This window comes from Tropicibacter oceani, assembly GCF_029958925.1.
Taxonomy (GTDB): domain Bacteria; phylum Pseudomonadota; class Alphaproteobacteria; order Rhodobacterales; family Rhodobacteraceae; genus Pacificoceanicola; species Pacificoceanicola oceani.
The window spans coordinates 443,280-460,798 of the sequence record NZ_CP124616.1 but is presented as its reverse complement, the minus strand read 5'-3'; the positions used below and the strand labels follow the sequence as shown (position 1 = coordinate 460,798).

15 protein-coding genes are annotated in these 17,519 nt (G+C 62.8%); 5 read left to right on the top strand and 10 right to left on the bottom strand.

Annotated elements, in window-relative coordinates:
* Positions 1-3: 3 nt before the first annotated feature.
* The 8 genes from QF118_RS02265 to cysQ all read right to left on the bottom strand — a co-directional run bounded on the left by QF118_RS02265 (position 4) and on the right by cysQ (position 9,456).
* A complete protein-coding gene (locus QF118_RS02265; protein ID WP_282301021.1) occupies positions 4-1,434 on the bottom strand; it encodes a sulfotransferase family 2 domain-containing protein in 1,431 nt (476 codons plus the stop codon).
* A 6-nt stretch (positions 1,435-1,440) separates the two neighbouring features.
* Positions 1,441-3,141, bottom strand: coding sequence for a DUF5927 domain-containing protein (locus QF118_RS02260; protein WP_282301020.1), 1,701 nt, complete (start codon positions 3,139-3,141; stop codon positions 1,441-1,443).
* Positions 3,138-4,148, bottom strand: a complete 1,011-nt coding sequence (locus QF118_RS02255) for a glycosyltransferase family 2 protein (RefSeq protein WP_282301019.1) — start codon at positions 4,146-4,148, stop codon at positions 3,138-3,140. The genes QF118_RS02260 and QF118_RS02255 overlap by 4 nt, the downstream gene beginning before the upstream one ends.
* A gap of 52 nt (positions 4,149-4,200) precedes the next feature.
* Positions 4,201-5,409: a glycosyltransferase family 4 protein gene (locus tag QF118_RS02250; protein ID WP_282301018.1), complete on the bottom strand. Its 1,209-nt coding sequence runs from the start codon at positions 5,407-5,409 to the stop codon at positions 4,201-4,203.
* Positions 5,390-6,373, bottom strand: a complete 984-nt coding sequence (galE, locus tag QF118_RS02245; RefSeq protein WP_282301017.1) for a UDP-glucose 4-epimerase GalE — start codon at positions 6,371-6,373, stop codon at positions 5,390-5,392. The genes QF118_RS02250 and galE overlap by 20 nt, the downstream gene beginning before the upstream one ends.
* 5 nt (positions 6,374-6,378) lie before the next feature.
* The gene (galU, locus tag QF118_RS02240; protein WP_282301015.1) at positions 6,379-7,275 is read right to left on the bottom strand and encodes a UTP--glucose-1-phosphate uridylyltransferase GalU; all 897 of its coding nucleotides are present in this window, start codon (positions 7,273-7,275) and stop codon (positions 6,379-6,381) included.
* Positions 7,276-7,421: 146 nt separating this feature from the next.
* Complete coding sequence (locus QF118_RS02235) at positions 7,422-8,657, bottom strand: glycosyltransferase family 2 protein (RefSeq protein WP_282301014.1); 1,236 nt, start codon at positions 8,655-8,657, stop codon at positions 7,422-7,424.
* 1 nt (position 8,658) lies between these two features.
* Positions 8,659-9,456 carry a 3'(2'),5'-bisphosphate nucleotidase CysQ gene (cysQ, locus tag QF118_RS02230; RefSeq protein ID WP_282301013.1) on the bottom strand — a complete coding sequence of 266 codons (798 nt, stop codon included), beginning with the start codon at positions 9,454-9,456 and terminating at the stop codon, positions 8,659-8,661.
* Positions 9,457-9,581: 125 nt separating this feature from the next.
* Between cysQ and QF118_RS02225 the strand changes: the two genes are divergently transcribed.
* Complete coding sequence (locus QF118_RS02225; RefSeq protein ID WP_282301012.1) at positions 9,582-10,412, top strand: ABC transporter permease; 831 nt, start codon at positions 9,582-9,584, stop codon at positions 10,410-10,412.
* Between the two features lie 78 nt (positions 10,413-10,490).
* Positions 10,491-11,105 carry a COG3650 family protein gene (locus tag QF118_RS02220; RefSeq protein ID WP_282301011.1) on the top strand — a complete coding sequence of 205 codons (615 nt, stop codon included), beginning with the start codon at positions 10,491-10,493 and terminating at the stop codon, positions 11,103-11,105.
* A 6-nt stretch (positions 11,106-11,111) separates the two neighbouring features.
* On the opposite strand, the gene QF118_RS02215 is transcribed toward QF118_RS02220, so the two are convergent.
* Positions 11,112-11,717 carry an alpha-ketoglutarate-dependent dioxygenase AlkB family protein gene (locus tag QF118_RS02215; protein ID WP_282301010.1) on the bottom strand — a complete coding sequence of 202 codons (606 nt, stop codon included), beginning with the start codon at positions 11,715-11,717 and terminating at the stop codon, positions 11,112-11,114.
* A 203-nt stretch (positions 11,718-11,920) separates the two neighbouring features.
* On the opposite strand from QF118_RS02215, the gene dnaK reads away from it, so the two are divergent.
* The 3 genes from dnaK to radC all read left to right on the top strand — a co-directional run bounded on the left by dnaK (position 11,921) and on the right by radC (position 15,928).
* Positions 11,921-13,840: a molecular chaperone DnaK gene (dnaK, locus tag QF118_RS02210; protein ID WP_282301009.1), complete on the top strand. Its 1,920-nt coding sequence runs from the start codon at positions 11,921-11,923 to the stop codon at positions 13,838-13,840.
* Between the two features lie 80 nt (positions 13,841-13,920).
* Complete coding sequence (gene dnaJ / locus QF118_RS02205; protein WP_282301008.1) at positions 13,921-15,066, top strand: molecular chaperone DnaJ; 1,146 nt, start codon at positions 13,921-13,923, stop codon at positions 15,064-15,066.
* 97 nt (positions 15,067-15,163) lie between these two features.
* The gene (radC, locus tag QF118_RS02200; RefSeq protein ID WP_282301007.1) at positions 15,164-15,928 is read left to right on the top strand and encodes a RadC family protein; all 765 of its coding nucleotides are present in this window, start codon (positions 15,164-15,166) and stop codon (positions 15,926-15,928) included.
* Between the two features lie 15 nt (positions 15,929-15,943).
* On the opposite strand, the gene QF118_RS02195 is transcribed toward radC, so the two are convergent.
* Entirely contained in the window at positions 15,944-17,506 is a 1,563-nt protein-coding gene (locus QF118_RS02195; protein ID WP_282301006.1) for a phosphate ABC transporter substrate-binding/OmpA family protein, read from the bottom strand.
* Between the last annotated feature and the right edge of the window lie 13 nt (positions 17,507-17,519).

Below are 17,519 nucleotides of genomic sequence, written 5' to 3'. Positions count from 1 at the left end.
CGTTCAGGCCCAGTTGTCGAAACCGAACATGACGTAGTCGCGTTGATAGGCGTCGCGGGCCAGCGCCTCGATGGTGTCATCGTGGATTTCGGCCAGCGAAAAGGGCGCGGCGGTGGGCACGGACAGCGGATCGGCCGGGGCGCCGTGCCCGACCTGCATGGCCAGCGCGGGCAGATAGCCTGCCATTTCATCCTCGCGCACGATCATGTCGGGCAGGGTGAATTCTGCCATGCCCTGGATGCACTGCGCCTGCGTGGCCCAATGGCCATCGACCCGAACGGCGGTCTGCCCTTGCAGGTTCGCCTTGACCCATTCCAGCCAGGCGGTAAAGGCCACCCGATGGGCGTTGGCGTTATAACTGGCGTCCGGCTCGCCCTCTGGGATGGGCAGGTTGTGGGCGCGGCGCAGCGTCTTGCGGATACCGGCAAAGCTGCCCTTTTTCGTGGTCAGGATCTTGCTGCAAAAGGCCTCGTGCGCGCGGGCCAGGGGGTGACGCACCACGGTGAAGCTGCGGTGGCCAGGGCGCTCGCGCTTCCAGGCGCGCAGGCTGCCCTGGTTGAACTTGGTCACCAGCGCGTCTTCGTCCACACCATCAAGCGCGCAGAGCCATTGCGTCACCGCCGCTTCGGGGCCAGAGCGGATAGGCATGTACAAAAGCGGCGTCCGGGCCGCGGCAATATACGACGGCACCACGGGCCCGCGGCGCGGTTCGAAATTGGGCGTCCGGGCCAGGTTGAACCGGTCCAGCCGGGCCAGCGCCGTCGCCATCTGGTCAAAATTCTCGACCTTCTCGGAAAGCGGTTCGGGGTTCTGGCGCTTCAGCGCGGTGTTCAGGCTGTCCAGCTGGGACCGCGCGCCCAACCAGCGGGCAAGGCCGTTCATCACGTCAACGTCCTGCAGGTCTTCGTAAGCGACGTAAAAGGCAGTCTGCGCGGTGGTCTGCAGGGCCTTCATCAGCGTGACCTGAAAATCCTGCAGTGCCGCCAGGTGGGTTTCGAATTCCTGGGCGTCGAACTGAACGCGCGCGTCCTTGCGCCGCTTGACGTTGGTCAGTTTCCACTGGCCGGTGGCCTGCGCGATCTTCCAGCTGATATAGCTGTCGGCGGGATTGCGCGTCAGCACGATCTTGGCCACGCGCGGGTCGTCCAGCAGCGTCTGCAACACGCGCGGATCGTGGTCGTGAAAATAGCGGAACCCGCCGATGCCGCCCGGCGTGCGATGGCGGATTTCGTCCAGCAGGCGAAACGGCGCAGCATCGCGTTCGCTTTGGGTGACGCCAAGGATGTCGCCGGAATTGGGATAGCCGATGAAATGCGGGTTGAACGCCTCGCCATGGCAGGTGATGCCGTCAAAGGCGTTCAGGTTCGCCTCGAGGAAATTGGATCCGGTGCGCATTTCGGCAAACACGACGAAGCAGTCGAAACGGTCGGACATGAGGGCCTATTTCTTGATCAGGTAAGGTTTGCGAGACTGGTCGCGGATATGGCGGGGGATGGGATCGACCGGAAAATCGCCCATCAGGTAAGGATGCATGCCTTGGTTCTTGAGGTTCTGCAAGAACTGCCCAAAACCGGTCAGATCCTCCAGGCGCGGGGCCTCGGACAGGCGCCGCATGGATTTCTGGCCGATCTCGTCGATGATGACCTGAAGCGGCTCCATCGGGGCCTCGATGAACTCGGCCATGGTCCAGACGCGAACGCGGGCCTTGACGTCAGGGCTGCGCAGTTCGTCCAGCATCTTGCTTTCGATCTTTTGCAGCGTGGCGGCGCGCGCCCGAAGATCGGCGAAATTGGCGTTTGACTTGAACAGGGGAACGGCCCAGGCCCCCGAGATCACGCTGATCTGCGCATTGGGATCACGGGCCATGTGCCAGTTGATCTTGGGGTTGTCGGCGGGGCCGTATTGAAAACACTGCCGTTCCCCGCGCGTGTTCCACAGCAGGTTGCTGAGAAAGGCATGCGGGTTGGCATCGCGCAGCTTGGCGTTGTCGGACAGCGCGCCGTTGATCACGGTCTGGCCGCCTGCGAATTCCGCCCGGCCCGGGGCGAACAGATGGCCATGAACCTGCGCGCCGGTTGCCCGGCCAAGCCAGGGGGCGAAGTCCTGAAACAGTTCGGCAAAGCCTTGAAAGACCGAGTATTTGCCGGCCGTCTTGCCATTTTCCCAGCCGTAGTTGGGAAAGCGGCTTTGCATGTACAACCCAGGGCGGCCACGGGTGCGCCTTTCGACCGCCTTGGCAAAGATGCGGTCGATCTTGCCGGGGTTGGGTTCCTGCCGCGACAGGGCGCGGTCGGGATCGGTCAGAAAGGCCTGGTACAGCCGCTCTGCATGCGGCCAGATCTTGCGCGCGACAAAACAATCGGACCGCCGCAGCAGTTGCAGATGATCGTCGTAAAAGATGTGCGGTTTGCCCTGAAAGTCGAATTTCGACAGGGTCAGTGACCGGCTTTCGATGCTGGTGGAATACAGCCGCGCCAGCGTCTGAAAATAGCTTTCGTCAGGAATCCAGACGCGCCGGAAATAGGCGTCGTACTGCGCGCGCGCCGGGTCCTGCAGGATGGCGGACAGGGTCTGGCGCGTCAGGCACCACCACTGCGATCCCATGTGCGGAACGATATCGTCGGGGATGGCGCGTTTATAGCCCACCATCCGCTGCACTTCGACGAACTTGTCGAACAGATAGCGGTGCTTGCGCCAGGAAAACGGAAACCGCAGGGTGAACCGTTCTTCGTCTAGCCCGCCAACGGTCCAGGGAACATCGGCGGTTGTGGCGCTTTCGATGAAATCGGTGCGTGGGCGATCCGCCAGGTATTGCTGCAACTCGTGCACCGGGCGCAGCGGCAGGCAAGAGCCGGACGAAAGATAGACGTGCCGGACGTCGTCAAATTTCTCCAGCATCAGTTCGGACGCATCCTGCGATGCGGCGACCAGCCCCCAAGTGCCCCATTCGCAGCGGTGGCGTTTGGACAATAGGATCTGTGGTTCGCCCCGCAGCCTTTGGGCAAAGCGGTCATAGGTTGCTTTGGGCACCATCTTGTCGACGTGGATCACCACCGGACAGCCGCCGCGCGCCCAGTGCCGCGCCGTCTGTTCGGCCCGGTCAAGCGCCGTGTGGACCAGCATGACGATCCCGACGGTCATGCCCAGTTCCCCTTGGACATCAGGCCCAGGATCTCAAGCTGTCGCCAGTTGATGTATTTTTCGGACCACTTGCACCACAGTTCGGGATTGTCCTTGATGCCCTCGGCATAGGCCAGGTATTCGCGCGACGCGCCATAGTGCTGGCCACGGGTCAATTCCTCGGCGGCCTTTTCGGTGAAGGTGTCCAGGAACTTGGTGTGCAGCAACATGCCGCTGGCCTTTTCGCCGCCCCATTCGTCGTAGACCAGGTTCAGCCCGCGCGGCAAAAGATTGTGGGTCGAGCTGACATAGACATAGCCCCGGTCCCATTTCACCAAAGGGATCTTGTTCAGTGCCGGGGCCAGTTCCGGCGTGTCGGCGAAAAAGACCCGGGCGCGGGGGCCGCCCTGAATCCACAGGTTGCCGAACTGGGGGTTCTTTTTCAGCGTGTAATTTCCGGCATCGAACCAGGATGCGATTTCCAGTGGGTTCTGCCCGGGCATATAGGGTTGCTGGTCGATCCGGCCCTTTGGATACATGTCCAGCAACATGGCCGAGAAGGATTTGATCGACGAGGCATCCAGCCAGTCGGTCAGCGCGCGCAGCGGGCGGGTGTCGCAGAACGGATAAAGGAACAGCTCGTCCGGGTCGACGGTCAGGCACCAGTGGCCCTGACCGTATTTCATCAACAGCCAGTTGATCCAGTCGACCCCGAACCGCGACCGTTTGTATCCCGCCTGCGTGGTCCAGACCGACACATCGTCCTGTTGCGACAGATACCCAAGCGATCCATCGTCGCTGTCGTTGTCGACAAAGAAGAAATGGTTCACGCCCATGTCGCGGTAGTAGTTCAGGAAATAGGGCAGCCGCACGCCTTCGTTGCGCTGGGTGCAGAACAGCAGGATGTCTGACGATTTGATCCTGGCTGTGTTGTTGGTGACGGGATTCAGTTCGCGCCGCTTGCGAAAGGCGCGAATACGCCAGCGCTTGCGCTGAAGCCTAAGCCGATATGACCGCCATGCGCCCAACTGATTGCCCCTAAACTGGCCGTTGCAACGGCTCTGTACCACTCACCGGCTATCAGATCATCGTTAATACGGTCTTGAAATGCGCATCCCAGCTGGGCGGGCTCCATCCCTGCCCATCGCATTTTTCTGCCCCGTGCCCTGTTTGATCCGACCCAGCCAAACCCCTTATCTCTTGCGCCCAAAGATAACGATCCGAGGCGGGTGCGTAAACGGGAATATTTCCAAGCACTTCGCGATAGATCGGCAGGTCGTTGCACAGGGCGGGCACGCCAAGGGCGGCGGCTTCGATCGGGGGCAGGCCATAGCCCTCGGCGAGGCTGGGAAACAGCAGGCCCCTGGATCCCTGCAGCAGGCCAAAGACCTGCCCATCGTCCAGGCCGGGCAGTTCGTGCACGCGGGGTGGTTTCGCGTCCAGACGGGCCAGAACGGCGTCATTTTCCCAGCCACGATTACCGCAGATCAACAGGTGAGCGTCAGGGATGTCCTGCCACAGGTCCAGCAGCAGGGCATGGTTCTTGCGCGGCTCGATGGTGCCAAGGCAGACGAAATAGGGATGCCCGTCCCAAGCGCCGCTGGGCGGTGTCCCCGGCCTAGGCATGGGCACGCCAAGATGGGCCACAACCGTCTTTGGCATCAGGGGGGCGGCATGGCGCAACACGTCGGATTGTGTCTGCGCAGAATTGCAAAGGATCAGATCGGCGTGCCGCGTGGCGGTCTGTAGAAAAACCTTGAAGGATCGCGCGGTTTCCGGGCGTTGATACTCTGGGTGATCCAGGGGGATCGTGTCGTGGATCAGCACCGCGGTCCTGCTGTCGCGGATCAACCGCAGGGCGGACAGCACCCGTTCTGTCAAGTTTGAATGGCCGACATTCAGGTAATGCACCCCGGGCGGCAAATGCCGGCGCAGCATCCGCGACAGGCGGATCGGCAGGCACCGGTCAAGACAGATGCGCCGCAGATCGGATTCCGCCCGTGCGCGCATCGGATCCAGCCCGCGCTTGACCGAGGACAGGCGGTCCGCCGGGCCGAAATCGCCCGTCTCCAGTGTCTTGTGAAAAACCGCACAGCCGGCGCGATCCAGCAGGACATAGCCAAAGGCGCTTTTGACCAGCCCGAACAGGGGGGTGTCCAGCGTCAGCAGCTGGTCAAGATAGGCCTTTTCGACCCGGTCCACGCCAGTAAACGGGCGTCCGGCGCGGCGGGTCAGACGGGTCAGGTCCAACAGCCGCGCAGAGGGCGCGCTATTTGTCGTAATGTCCATTGCGGTGCCAGTTCCAGGCATCCCCGATCATCTGCGGCAGGGTCGAACGTTGCGGGCTCCAGCCCAGCTCGGCCTCGGCGCGGGTCGATCCGGACACCAGCTTGGTCGCGTCCCCGGCGCGGCGGGGGCCTTCGGTAAACGGCACTTCAAGGTTCGTGACGCTGCGCGATGCGTCGATGACCTGGCGCACGGAAAACCCCTTGCCGGTGCCCAGGTTGAAAACCCGGCTGCCATTGCCCTCCTGAAGCCATTTCAGCCCCAGGACATGCGCATCGACCAGATCGCAGACATGCACATAATCGCGGATGCAGGTGCCGTCGGGCGTGTCGTAATCCGTGCCGTGAATGGTCAGGCCGGGGCGCTTTCCGTCGATCGCTTCGAGCATGACGGGGATCAGGTGGGTTTCGGGGCGGTGGTGTTCACCGACCTCGCCATCCGGATCGCCGCCCGCCACGTTGAAATAGCGAAAGATCACATGCCGCAGGCCATGTGCCGCCTCAAAGTCGCGCAGGATGTTTTCGACCGCGCGCTTGGACGCGCCATAGGCGTTCAGCGGTTCCTGCGGAGTGGTTTCGTCCAGCACGACATTGTCGTGTTCGCCATAAGTGGCGCAGGTCGAGGAAAAGACAAAGTCCAGAACCCCGGCGGCAACGGCGGCCTCGATCAGGGTCAGCGACCCCTGGACGTTGTTGCGCCAGTACAGGCCGGGCTTGGCCATCGCTTCGCCGACCTGTGACAGGGCTGCGAAATGCATGACGGCAACCGGGCGGTAGGTGGCAAAGACATCGTCCAGGCGGGCGCGGTCGGTCAGATCGCCCCGCTCGAACGGGCCGAATTTGACGGCGTCTTCCCAGCCGGTGACCAGGTTGTCGTAGGTGACGGGGGTGAACCCGGCCTTGGCCAATGCCTTGCAGGCATGGCTGCCGATATAGCCCGCGCCGCCGGTGACCAGAACATGCGCCACGGGGGTTATTCCGCGGCTTTCCTGCTGGCCATGATTTCCTGAAGATAGGCCTCCAGGTCATCGCGCAGATCATCGCGGGCCAGGCCAAAGGCCACGGTGGCTTGCAAGAAGCCTGCCTTGGACCCGCAGTCAAAGCGCTGGCCACGGAAGCGGTAGCCATAGACACCGTCGCCCTCGGGCAGCAGTTCCTGCGCGATCGCGTCGGTCAGCTGGATTTCACCACCCGCGCCCGATTTCATCTTGTTCAGGTGCTTGAAGATGTTCGGCGACAGGATATAGCGCCCGATCACCGCAAGGTTCGACGGCGCCGTTCCGGCGGCGGGCTTTTCCACCATGTTCTTGACCGAAACCATGGTGCCCATGTCCTCTTTGACATCGAGGATGCCGTAGGACGATGTCTTTTCCTGCGGGACTTCCATCGCGGCAACCATGCTGCCACCGGTTTCCTCGTAGGCTTCGACCATCTGCTGCAAGCAGGGCTTTTCGGCGGCGATCACGTCGTCGGGCAGCATCACGGCAAAGGGTTCGTTGTGCACAAGGCGGCGCGCGCACCAGACCGCGTGGCCCAGGCCAAGCGCCCGGTGCTGGCGGATATAGGCAATCTCGCCCGAGTCCATGTTGGTGGTCTTGAGGATTTCCAGCAGGTCGTCCTTGCCCTTTTTACGCAGCTCCTGTTCCAGCTGCGGGGCATGGTCGAAATAGTCTTCGAGAGCGCCCTTGCCGCGCGAGGTCACAAAGATGAATTCCTTGATGCCGGCGGCGCGGGCTTCGTCGATGGCGTACTGGACAAGGGGGCGATCGACCAGGGTCATGATCTCTTTCGGGACCGACTTGGTGGCCGGAAGAAAACGGGTTCCCATGCCTGCAACCGGGAAAATCGCTTTCGTCACCTTCTTACGCATCACCTTGCTCCATAACGAATTGTATCAACTGCTGCGTTTATCGCATGAATGCTGCGCCAGCACTATAGCGCGTATCGGGAATTCAGGGGGGAAAAACGTGAGTTTTGCGCAATGGCGGCGCGCATGCATCACTTTGCGCCGTGGCCCTATCCGAATTCGCCGCGCACCGGCGCGACGCGCGCCGTTTCGGCGCGAACCCTTTTTGAAAACCGCCAATAGCGCATCAGGGGCATGTCGCGCCGGCTGCGGCCAAAGCGCCCGCCCAGCTGTTCCCAGACCCCGTCCGGTGAAAACCGGACACGGTGAAAGCGCGCTGTGGGTGAAAACAGCAACAGGCTGACGATCTGCCCGTCGCGCACCGCCCGGGCGGCGGCCTCGCGCAGGGTTCGCGCCTGCCAGATGCGCCCGGACAGCACCAGGCGCGGGGCGCCGGGGCGACCGGGGTAGGCAAGAAACGCCTGGTCCGTCGGGGCAATCGGCGCCAGGGTGGACACCGGACGCCCGGCGCCATCGCGGGCGCCGCGATCAAGGCTGCGCAGCAGCCGCCAGACATCGTCGGCGCCCAGCGGGCCACGCTGCATCATGCGCAAAAGCCGCAGGCGTTGTGCCCGGCGAAAGGCCTTCCACGCGGGTTTGAGTTGTTTGGCGGGCGCATGTTTGCGCAGGAACAGCATCTGGGATGCGCCGATCTGGGCCAGATCCCTTGGCGTACGGTCGGCGGCGCGCCGGTCGCTGGCCTCGAACCCGTGGTGAACCTGCGCCAGCGGAACGATCGCGGTGCGCAACCCGGCCTGCGCCAGCCGCATGTTCAGGTCGGTTTCATCCAGATAGAACCGAAAACCGGGGTCGAACCCGCCCATCTGGGCCAAAAGGTCGCGCCGGACCGCCATGTTCGTGCCTTCGGTCTTGATCGCCTTTCCGGCCTCGGGGGCAAAGACGACCGGATCCTGACCGGTCATGTCCAGGTCAAAGGCCTGGCCGGTGTCATCGACACCGCGGGCCTGCCACTGAAAGGAAATGCCGTTGCGCCCGATCACATAGCCCCCGGCGGCGGCCACGTCCGGTGCGGCGAAGGGCGCGGTCAAATGCTGCAGCCAAAGCGGTTCGGGCACCGCATCATCGTCGACAAAGGCAACGATGTCCCCCGCCGCCGCGGCAATCCCGGCGTTGCGTGCCGCCGAGATATTGGCCTGGTCAAAGCCGATGCGCCTGATCAGGGCCGCATCCTGCCTTGCGTCGGTTGCGGCAATCCCCTGCGGGCAGGCCACGACGACGATCTCGTAATTCGGATAGTCCAGTTGCCCCAGCCCGTTCAGGCAGCGCATCAGCGCCTGTGGCCGCCCACGGCTGACCACGATGACGCTGACGGCGGGGCTGTTCATGTCAGGCCTCTTTCAGATCCACCCCGGGGGCGTAGGCAATGAAGAACGGGTTGGCAAAACCACCCTTGCCGTAAACCAGCGGCGTGTGGTCGTCGAACCGGACAACCTGTCCACCTGCGCCGCTCAGAACGGCATGGCCGGCGGCGGTGTCCCATTCCATCGTGCGCCCGACGCGCGGGTAGATATCCGCCTCGCCCGTGGCCACCAGACAGAACTTGAGCGACGATCCCGCGCTTTTCATGTCCTTGACGGCATACTTGTTGATGTAATCGTCGGTCGCCTGATCGCGGTGCGATTTGCTGGCAACCACCATCAGCGCGTCGTTGTTCGGCTGCGACACCTTGATCGCCTTGGTTTCGCCGGGCTGGTCGGGATGGAAAGGGCCCATTTCCTCGACCGAGGCACCGGTGGTGTCGGTATAGAACATGCGGCCACGTGCCGGGGCATAGACCACGCCGCGCGTCGGCACGCCGTCTTCGACAAGTGCGATGTTCACGGTGAAATCGCCGCGCCGGTTGATGAATTCCTTGGTGCCGTCCAGCGGATCGACGATCAGGAAGGTCATGGCCGACACGTCATGGCTGTCGGCCTGTTCTTCGGTGACCAGCGCCACATCCGGGAAAGCGGCGCGCAAACCGGCCGAGATCAGGGCATCGGCGGCTTCGTCCGCTTCGGTCACGGGGCTGGCGTCGGACTTTACCTTTACCTCGAACTCGTCGGAATTGTAGATTTCCATGATCTTGTCGCCTGCCTCCAGGGCCAGACGACGCATGACCTTAACCAGTTCGGAATAGTTCAAGGCAACTCTCCTTTTTGCGCAAGCGATGCGGATTTATTGATTTGAAAACCTACCCGCCTTATGGTGCGATTTGAAAAGAACGGCAAGAAGCCGCAACCCCGCCCTCGCATCGGAGCAGTGAGCGCATGTTTCAAGTTACCAAACCGCGGTCGCGGCTGGGTTCTGCCGTCTACATCGCGGAGCTGATTTACCACAATTCGGTGCGGGCGGTGCGCAAGACCCATGGCAATGCCATCCTTGCCATCCTGATGAACATGCTGCAGACGGTCATTTTCGTGCTGGCCTTCTTTTTCATGTTCCAGATCCTGGGGTTGCGCGGTGCGGCGCTACGCGGCGACTTCATGATCTACATCATGACCGGCGTCTTCCTTTACATGACGCATTCGAAAACGCTGGGCGCGGTGGCGTCGTCGGAAGGGCCGGCAAGCCCGATGATGCAACACGCGCCGATGAACACCGCGATTGCGATCGCCTCGGCGATGCTGAGCACGCTTTACATCCAGTTGCTGTCGCTGATTGCCATCCTCTTTGTCTATGACGTGGCCTTCAATCCCTTTGTCATGCAGGAAATCCATGACCCGATCGGCTGTCTGGCCATGATCCTTCTGTCGTGGTTTTCCGGGGCGGCCATCGGGATGGTCTTTCTTGCGGCCAAGCCCTGGGCGCCGACACCGGTCAGCATCATTTCCACCGTCTATCAGCGGGCGAACATGATCGCCTCGGGCAAGATGTTCGTGGCCAATGCCATGCCCAGCTACATGCTGGTGATGTTCGACTGGAACCCGTTGTTCCACACCATCGACCAGGCCCGCGGCTATGCCTTTGTCGACTACAACCCGCGCAATTCGGATTGGGAATATGCGCTGTACCTGTCGCTGGTCCTGATCATGATCGGCCTGATGGGCGAATTCTATACCCGCAAACATGCCTCGGCATCCTGGAGCGCGCGGCGCTGAGGGTCAGGGATTCATCACTAGGGGCAGGGCGGCATCAAGGGTATCGTCAGGGAAACCTCGATGCCAAAGGAATGTCCCATGCGCCGACTGATCCACCTTCTTGCCGTCCTTGTCACGCTGGGGCTGGGGGCGCCGGCCCTAGCGCAGGAGTATCCCGCGCTGCATGACGTGACGGGCGTCGCATCGGATGATGTGCTGAACGTGCGCAGCGGGCCGGGCGCCGGGCACGAGATCGTCGGCACGCTTGGCCCCTACGACACCGGGGTCGAGGTGATCCGCCTGAACGAAACCGGCACTTGGGGATTCGTGAACACGGGCGAGCAATCGGGCTGGACCTCGATGCGCTTTCTTGCGGCGCGTCCCGGCGGCACCCTGCCGGACTGGCCTGCGCTGTCCTGCTTTGGCACCGAACCGTTCTGGAGCCTGACCATCAATCAGGGTCAAAGCGCCGTCATGAACAACATGGGGCAGCAACAGGGGTATTCGGTGGGCAACCTGGTCAAGGCAAGCGGAAGGCCCTGGCCCTATGCGCTGTTCGGGCAGGCCGGGCTCGAGAGCCTGAGCGCGGTGATCACGCCGGGCTATTGCGACGACGGCATGTCGGATCGGGAATTCGGGCTGACCATCGCGTTGATCCTGCAGGGCAACCAGCAGGCGTATTACAGCGGCTGCTGTGCGCTGGATGGTCGCTGATCCACCCTAGGTCACGACCCGCAGCGTCAGGTTGATCCGCCCGCCATCCCTGAGCAGCGAGGACGAGCCAAAGCGGATGCGATCCACCCCGTGATAGGCCAGCCGCGCCGCGCCGCCCATCACCACCACGTCGCCTGATTTCAGCCAGTGCGACGCGGTCGGGCCGCCGCGTTCGGGGTTGCCCATGCGGAACAACCCGTCGTCGCCCAGTGACACCGACAGGACCGGGTAGGTGAAATCGGCTTCGTCCTTGTCCTGGTGCAGGCCCATGCGCGCGCCTTCTTTGTACCAGTTCACCAGGCAGCATTCCGGCGGGCGCGGGCAAGCGGCCAGATCCTCCCAGATCGCCAGGACCGAGGCAGGGATCGGGGGCCATGCCAAGCCGTCGGGGTGCCGGGGCTCATAGCGATACCCGCGCCGGTCCGTGACCCAGCCAAACTGCCCCGCCGCTGACATCCGCACCGACATCGGCTGCCCGCGCGGCGTGACCGGCTGGACAAGCGGCGCGGCGCGCAGAACCTGCCGCAAATCGTCCACCATCGCCTCTTGGGCGGGGCGGTCCAGATAGCCGGGATGGATGTGAAACCCCTTTTGAACCAAAGTCTGCGGCAAAGGATTCCCCCTTGGTATGTGCAAAGTTGCGATTTTCCGTCCAATTGCGCGCTGTGCGGTGCTTGCAGGGCGCGGAACCCCTCCTTATATACCCTCCGAAGCCGCCCGAGGGGCAATCCCCAAGGGCCTCAGAAATGCGGGGCAGGATGCCGTAACGGGTCCGAACCTCGTGACATCGCCTTGACTTAGAAAAGGGATCGAAAATGGCCAAAGTAATCGGTATCGACCTCGGCACCACCAACTCTTGCGTTGCCATCATGGACGGCAGCGCCGCACGCGTCATCGAAAACTCCGAAGGCGCACGTACCACCCCCTCGATCGTCGCCTTCACCGAAGACGAACGTCTTGTGGGTCAGCCGGCCAAGCGCCAGGCTGTGACCAACCCGGAAAACACCGTGTTCGGCGTCAAGCGCCTGATCGGCCGTCGCAATGACGACGCGAACCTTGCCAAGGACCGCAAGAACATGCCGTTCGAAGTTGTCGATGGCGGCAACGGCGACGCATGGGTCAGGGCGCGCGGCGAAAAGTATTCGCCCAGCCAGATTTCCGCCTTCATCCTGGGCAAGATGAAAGAAACCGCCGAGAGCTATCTTGGCGAAGAGGTGACGCAGGCCGTCATCACCGTGCCCGCCTATTTCAACGACGCCCAGCGTCAGGCCACCAAGGACGCCGGCAAGATCGCCGGCCTTGAAGTGCTGCGCATCATCAACGAACCCACCGCCGCTGCGCTGGCCTACGGTCTGGACAAGAAAGAAACCCGCACCATCGCGGTTTATGACCTTGGCGGCGGTACCTTTGACGTGACCATCCTGGAAATCGACGACGGCCTGTTCGAAGTCAAATCCACCAACGGCGACACCTTCCTTGGTGGTGAAGACTTTGACATGCGCATCGTCAACTACCTTGCCGAGCAGTTCAAAAAGGACAACGGCGTCGACCTGACCAAGGACAAGATGGCGCTTCAGCGTCTGAAGGAAGCGGCCGAAAAGGCCAAGATTGAACTGTCCTCGACCAGCCAGACCGAAATCAACCAGCCCTTCATCTCGATGGGATCGGACGGTCAGCCGCTGCACCTGGTCATGAAACTGACCCGCGCCAAGCTGGAAAGCCTTGTCGGCGATCTGATCAAGGCGTCGATCAAGCCCTGCCAGGCAGCCCTGAAAGATGCCGGCCTGTCCACCGGTGACATCGACGAGATCGTTCTGGTCGGCGGTATGACCCGTATGCCGAAAGTCATCGAAGAGGTGACCAAGTTCTTTGGCAAAGAGCCGCACAAGGGTGTGAACCCGGACGAAGTCGTTGCCATGGGCGCCGCCATTCAGGCCGGTGTTCTGCAAGGTGACGTCAAAGACGTTGTCCTGCTGGACGTGACCCCGCTGTCGCTGGGCATCGAAACGCTGGGTGGCGTGTTCACCCGCCTGATCGACCGCAACACCACGATCCCGACGAAGAAATCGCAGGTCTTCTCGACCGCCGAGGACAACCAGTCGGCCGTGACGATCCGCGTGTTCCAGGGCGAACGCGAAATGGCTGCCGACAACAAGATGCTGGGCCAGTTCAACCTGGAAAACATCCCCCCGGCGCCGCGCGGCATGCCGCAGATCGAAGTGACCTTTGACATTGACGCAAACGGCATCGTGTCCGTTGGTGCCAAGGACAAGGGCACCGGCAAGGAACAGCAGATCACGATCCAGGCCTCGGGTGGCCTGTCGGATGAGGACATCGAAAAGATGGTCCGCGAGGCGGAAGAAAACGCCGATGCCGACAAGGCCCGCAAGGAACTGGTCGAGTCCCGCAACCAGGCCGAAAGCCTGATCCATTCGACCGAAAAGTCGATCGAGGATCATGGCGACAAGGTCGACCCGTCGACCGTCGAGGCGATCGAACTGGCCGTTGCCGCTCTCAAGGACGAGCTTGAGAAAGACGACGTGACCGCGGACAAGCTGAAGGCCGGCATCCAGAACGTGACCGAGGTCGCGATGCGTCTGGGCGAAGCGATCTACAAGGCGCAGGCGGAATCGGGTGACGATGACGAACCCGCCGCCGCTGACAGCGCAGGTCCGGCCGACGATGATATCGTCGATGCGGACTTTGAGGATCTTGACGACAACAAGCGGGCCTAAGGCCAGCGCCTTCGGAACCAATGGGGGCCGGTCCGGACACCGGGCCGGCCCTTTGCGTTCCGGTACAAGGAGGGCAGATCATGTCCAAACGTGACTATTACGATGTGCTCGGGATCCCCAAGGGCGCGTCGGCCGACGAAATCAAGAAGGCCTATCGCACCAAGGCCAAGGAATTCCATCCGGACCGAAACGCCGACAATCCCGACGCCGAGTCAAAGTTCAAGGAAGCCAACGAGGCCTACGAGGTTCTCAAGGACGCCGAGAAAAAGGCGGCCTATGACCGCTTTGGCCATGCGGCGTTCGAGGGCGGCATGGGTGGCGGCGGTCGACCGGGCGGAATGGGCGGCGGCAATGGCGATTTCGCCAGCGCCTTTTCCGACGTTTTCGACGACCTGTTCGGGGATTTCATGGGGGGCCGTCAGGGCGGGCGCCAACGCGCCGCACGCGGGGCTGACCTGCGCTATAACCTGCGCGTCACCCTCGAAGAGGCATACAGCGGGCTGCAGAAAACCATCAATGTACCGACCTCGGTGCAGTGCGGCGAATGCAAGGGATCGGGGTCCGAAGGCGGCGCCGAACCAACCACCTGCCCGACCTGTTCGGGCATGGGCAAGGTGCGGGCCACGCAGGGCTTTTTCACGGTCGAACGCACCTGTCCGACCTGCTCGGGCCTGGGCCAGATCATCAAGAACCCCTGTGCCAAATGCGGTGGAAACGGCCGTGTCCACAAGGATCGCGCCCTGTCGGTGAACATTCCGGCCGGGGTCGAAACCGGCACGCGCATTCGCCTTGCCGGCGAAGGCGAAGCGGGGATGCGGGGTGGCCCTCCGGGCGACCTGTACATCTTTATCGAGGTCGAACATCACAAGATCTTTGAACGCGAAGGCACCGAATTGCATTGCCGTGTGCCCGTGGCGATGACCGCTGCGGCGCTGGGCGGCGACATCGAGGTGCCGACAATCGACGGTGGCCGCAGCCGCGTGAAAATCCCGGCAGGCAGCCAATCGGGCCGTCAGATGCGTCTGCGCGGCAAGGGGATGCCGGCGCTGCGCGGCGGTGGGCATGGCGACATGTTCATCGAACTGGCGGTGGAAACCCCGGTGAACCTGACTTCGCGGCAAAAGGAGCTGCTGCGCGAATTCGAGGATCTGAGCGAGGACAACAACCCCGAGGCGTCCAGTTTCTTCAAGTCGGTCAAGAACTTCTGGGATTCGATGAAGGGCTGACACGCCTTCCGGACGACAATCGCAAGGGGCGGTGCATTCATGCGCCGCCCCTTGTGCGTTAACCCGCTGCTAACCAGTCCTGCGGCACAATCGCGGGATGACCCGAGGACCGCATTTCTCTGACAGCCAGGCCGCGCTTTTCGATCACGACGAAGCGCCGGAACCGGTCTTGCCGCGTGGTGCGCCCGCGCCGTCCTATATCAAGGACCATCGCGCCCGCCTGCGTGAACGGTTCCTGATCGGCGGTGCGGACGCCCTGCCGGATTACGAGCTTTTGGAACTTGTCCTGTTCCGCGCAATCCCGCGCCGCGATGTCAAACCGCTGGCGCGTCAGCTTTTGGAAACCTTTGGCGATTTCAACGGCGTGGTGTCCGCCCCGCGGGCGCGGCTGAGTCAGGTCAGCGGCGTTGGTGATGCGGTCGTGACGGAACTGAAGATCGTCGAGGCCGCCGCCCACCGGCTGGCCCGGTCCCGGGTGATCAAGAAACACCTGCTCAGCAGTTGGGATGCGCTGTTGGACTATTGCCAGACGGCGATGGCGCATGGCGACATCGAGCAGTTTCGCGTGCTGTATCTTGACCGAAAGAACGTGCTGATCGCGGATGAGGCGCAGGCGCGCGGCACCGTCGATCATGTGCCGGTCTACCCGCGCGAGGTGGTCAAACGCGCCTTGGAACTGAACGCCACGGCGATGATCCTGGTGCACAACCACCCGTCAGGCGATCCGACGCCAAGCCACGCTGACATCGAAATGACCGAGCAGATCCGGCTGGCGGCAGAGGCGCTTGGCATCACGCTGCACGATCACCTGGTCATCGGCAAATCTCGCGAACTCAGCTTTCGCTCAGAAGGGCTTCTTTGATCCGGCGGGGGTGGATCACTTGACCCAGACTTCAACGCGCCGGTTGACTTGCCGACCCCAGGCGCTGTTGTCGCAAGCCATCGGCATGGCTTCGCCAAAGGCCTCGGTCAGGATTTCCACCTGATCGGTATCGGCGGTTTCCGCGGCCTCAAGCACTGCGCGTCGAACGGTATCGGCGCGCTGCCGGGCGATCCGCATGTTTGCATCGGCCGGGCCCTGACCATCCGAGAAGCCGACAAAAACCAGCCTGCGCCCGTCATAGGCCCCCGCTTCGAGCGAGCGCGCCAATTGTTGCACGTTGGACCGCGATTGCGCGTCCAGACGGGACGATCCTGCCTCGAACCGGAACGAGGTGGTCAGGCGGCGCATGGGCGACAGGGTTTCTGTCATCCGCCGCAGTTCGGCCAGCCCGGCATCGCCCTGGGCGACCATGATCGCATTGGTGAACCGATCGCCCTGCAGGTCGACGGGCACCTCTTCGGGCGCTTGATCGACGAAACCGGCGCGGCGAATGACGATCTGCGCCGGGGGCGACCGGGTAAAGGCCAGGAAATCACGCGCCAGGGCGGGCAGGCGGCGGGCCGGAAGGTACAGGAACATCGGCGCGGTCAGCGGGAAATCCTCGGTCTTGATGCTGCGGCGTGCGGCGCGCAGCTGGAACCCGCAAGGCCCGGTCAGGACCAAAGGCTTGGCATTTCCGGTTTCGGAAAAGCTGGCCAGCCCGATGCCAAAGGGGTCTTTGACCACCGCCGCCGACAGCGCCGCCGTTGTCGGATGGCGCGTCACATCGGTTTTCAACTCGGCCCGGGCGGGGGTCAGCAAGCGGTCTTCGACCCCCTGCGACAGACCCGATTCCGCGTCGCGCAAATGCACGCTGACCGGGGCATCGGGGCCGCCCAGTTCGCGCCAGTTGACCAGGCTGCCGGACAGGATGCGCGACAGGTCGGTGGGTGAAATCGCATTGACCGGGTTCACTGGCGCCACGATCGGCACCATGGCGTCCAGCGCCAGAACCCGGCTGCGGTTGGGGTGCAGCAGATCGCCCAGCCCTGCCTCGCGGGCCAGGGCCACTTCGCTCCGGCGGATTTCGCGCAGGGCCATGACGATATCCGCGTCATCGCCCAACAGGTCGGCAAAGCCTTCGTCGGTGGTGCTGACGCGAAAGGTAAAGCGTCCGACCAGCTTGTCGGTCTTGGCATCGCGCAGGGTGTATTGGAAATGCGCACTGTCCTGATCGGTGCGTGTCGCGGTCAGGCCGCTGCGCAGGGCAAAGGCTTCGATCAGGGCGGGCATCAGGACCGATCCGATGGTCGCCGACCCCGAAATCGACAGCTCGGCCACATAGTCGGTCAGCGAAGGGCAGCCGACGCCTTCGCAGAACACGCCGGAACCATCGACCGTCAGTTCGCCATATTGCGTGCGCAGGCGATAGAATTCACCGTCGAAGCCCAACAGGGTTCCGGTCAATTCGACACCGCCATCGCGGGACCGCAGGGTGATGTCCTGCGCCAAAGCGGGCTTGACCGGGCCAGTTACAAAGAAAAGTGCGGCGAGAACCGCCGCACAAAGATATCGCATGAGAAACCCGCTT

Bases quoted from the DNA above. Each gene is read 5' to 3' on its own strand.
- dnaJ (WP_282301008.1), top strand. From the start codon at position 13,921: ATGTCCAAACGTGACTATTACGATGTGCTCGGGATCCCCAAGGGCGCG.
- QF118_RS02220 (WP_282301011.1), top strand. From the start codon at position 10,491: ATGCGCCGACTGATCCACCTTCTTGCCGTCCTTGTCACGCTGGGGCTG.
- QF118_RS02225 (WP_282301012.1), top strand. From the start codon at position 9,582: ATGTTTCAAGTTACCAAACCGCGGTCGCGGCTGGGTTCTGCCGTCTAC.
- radC (WP_282301007.1), top strand. From the start codon at position 15,164: ATGACCCGAGGACCGCATTTCTCTGACAGCCAGGCCGCGCTTTTCGAT.
- galU (WP_282301015.1), bottom strand. From the start codon at position 7,275: ATGCGTAAGAAGGTGACGAAAGCGATTTTCCCGGTTGCAGGCATGGGA.
- QF118_RS02195 (WP_282301006.1), bottom strand. From the start codon at position 17,506: ATGCGATATCTTTGTGCGGCGGTTCTCGCCGCACTTTTCTTTGTAACT.
- QF118_RS02265 (WP_282301021.1), bottom strand. From the start codon at position 1,434: ATGTCCGACCGTTTCGACTGCTTCGTCGTGTTTGCCGAAATGCGCACC.
- QF118_RS02250 (WP_282301018.1), bottom strand. From the start codon at position 5,409: ATGGACATTACGACAAATAGCGCGCCCTCTGCGCGGCTGTTGGACCTG.
- dnaK (WP_282301009.1), top strand. From the start codon at position 11,921: ATGGCCAAAGTAATCGGTATCGACCTCGGCACCACCAACTCTTGCGTT.
- QF118_RS02235 (WP_282301014.1), bottom strand. From the start codon at position 8,657: ATGAACAGCCCCGCCGTCAGCGTCATCGTGGTCAGCCGTGGGCGGCCA.
- QF118_RS02260 (WP_282301020.1), bottom strand. From the start codon at position 3,141: ATGACCGTCGGGATCGTCATGCTGGTCCACACGGCGCTTGACCGGGCC.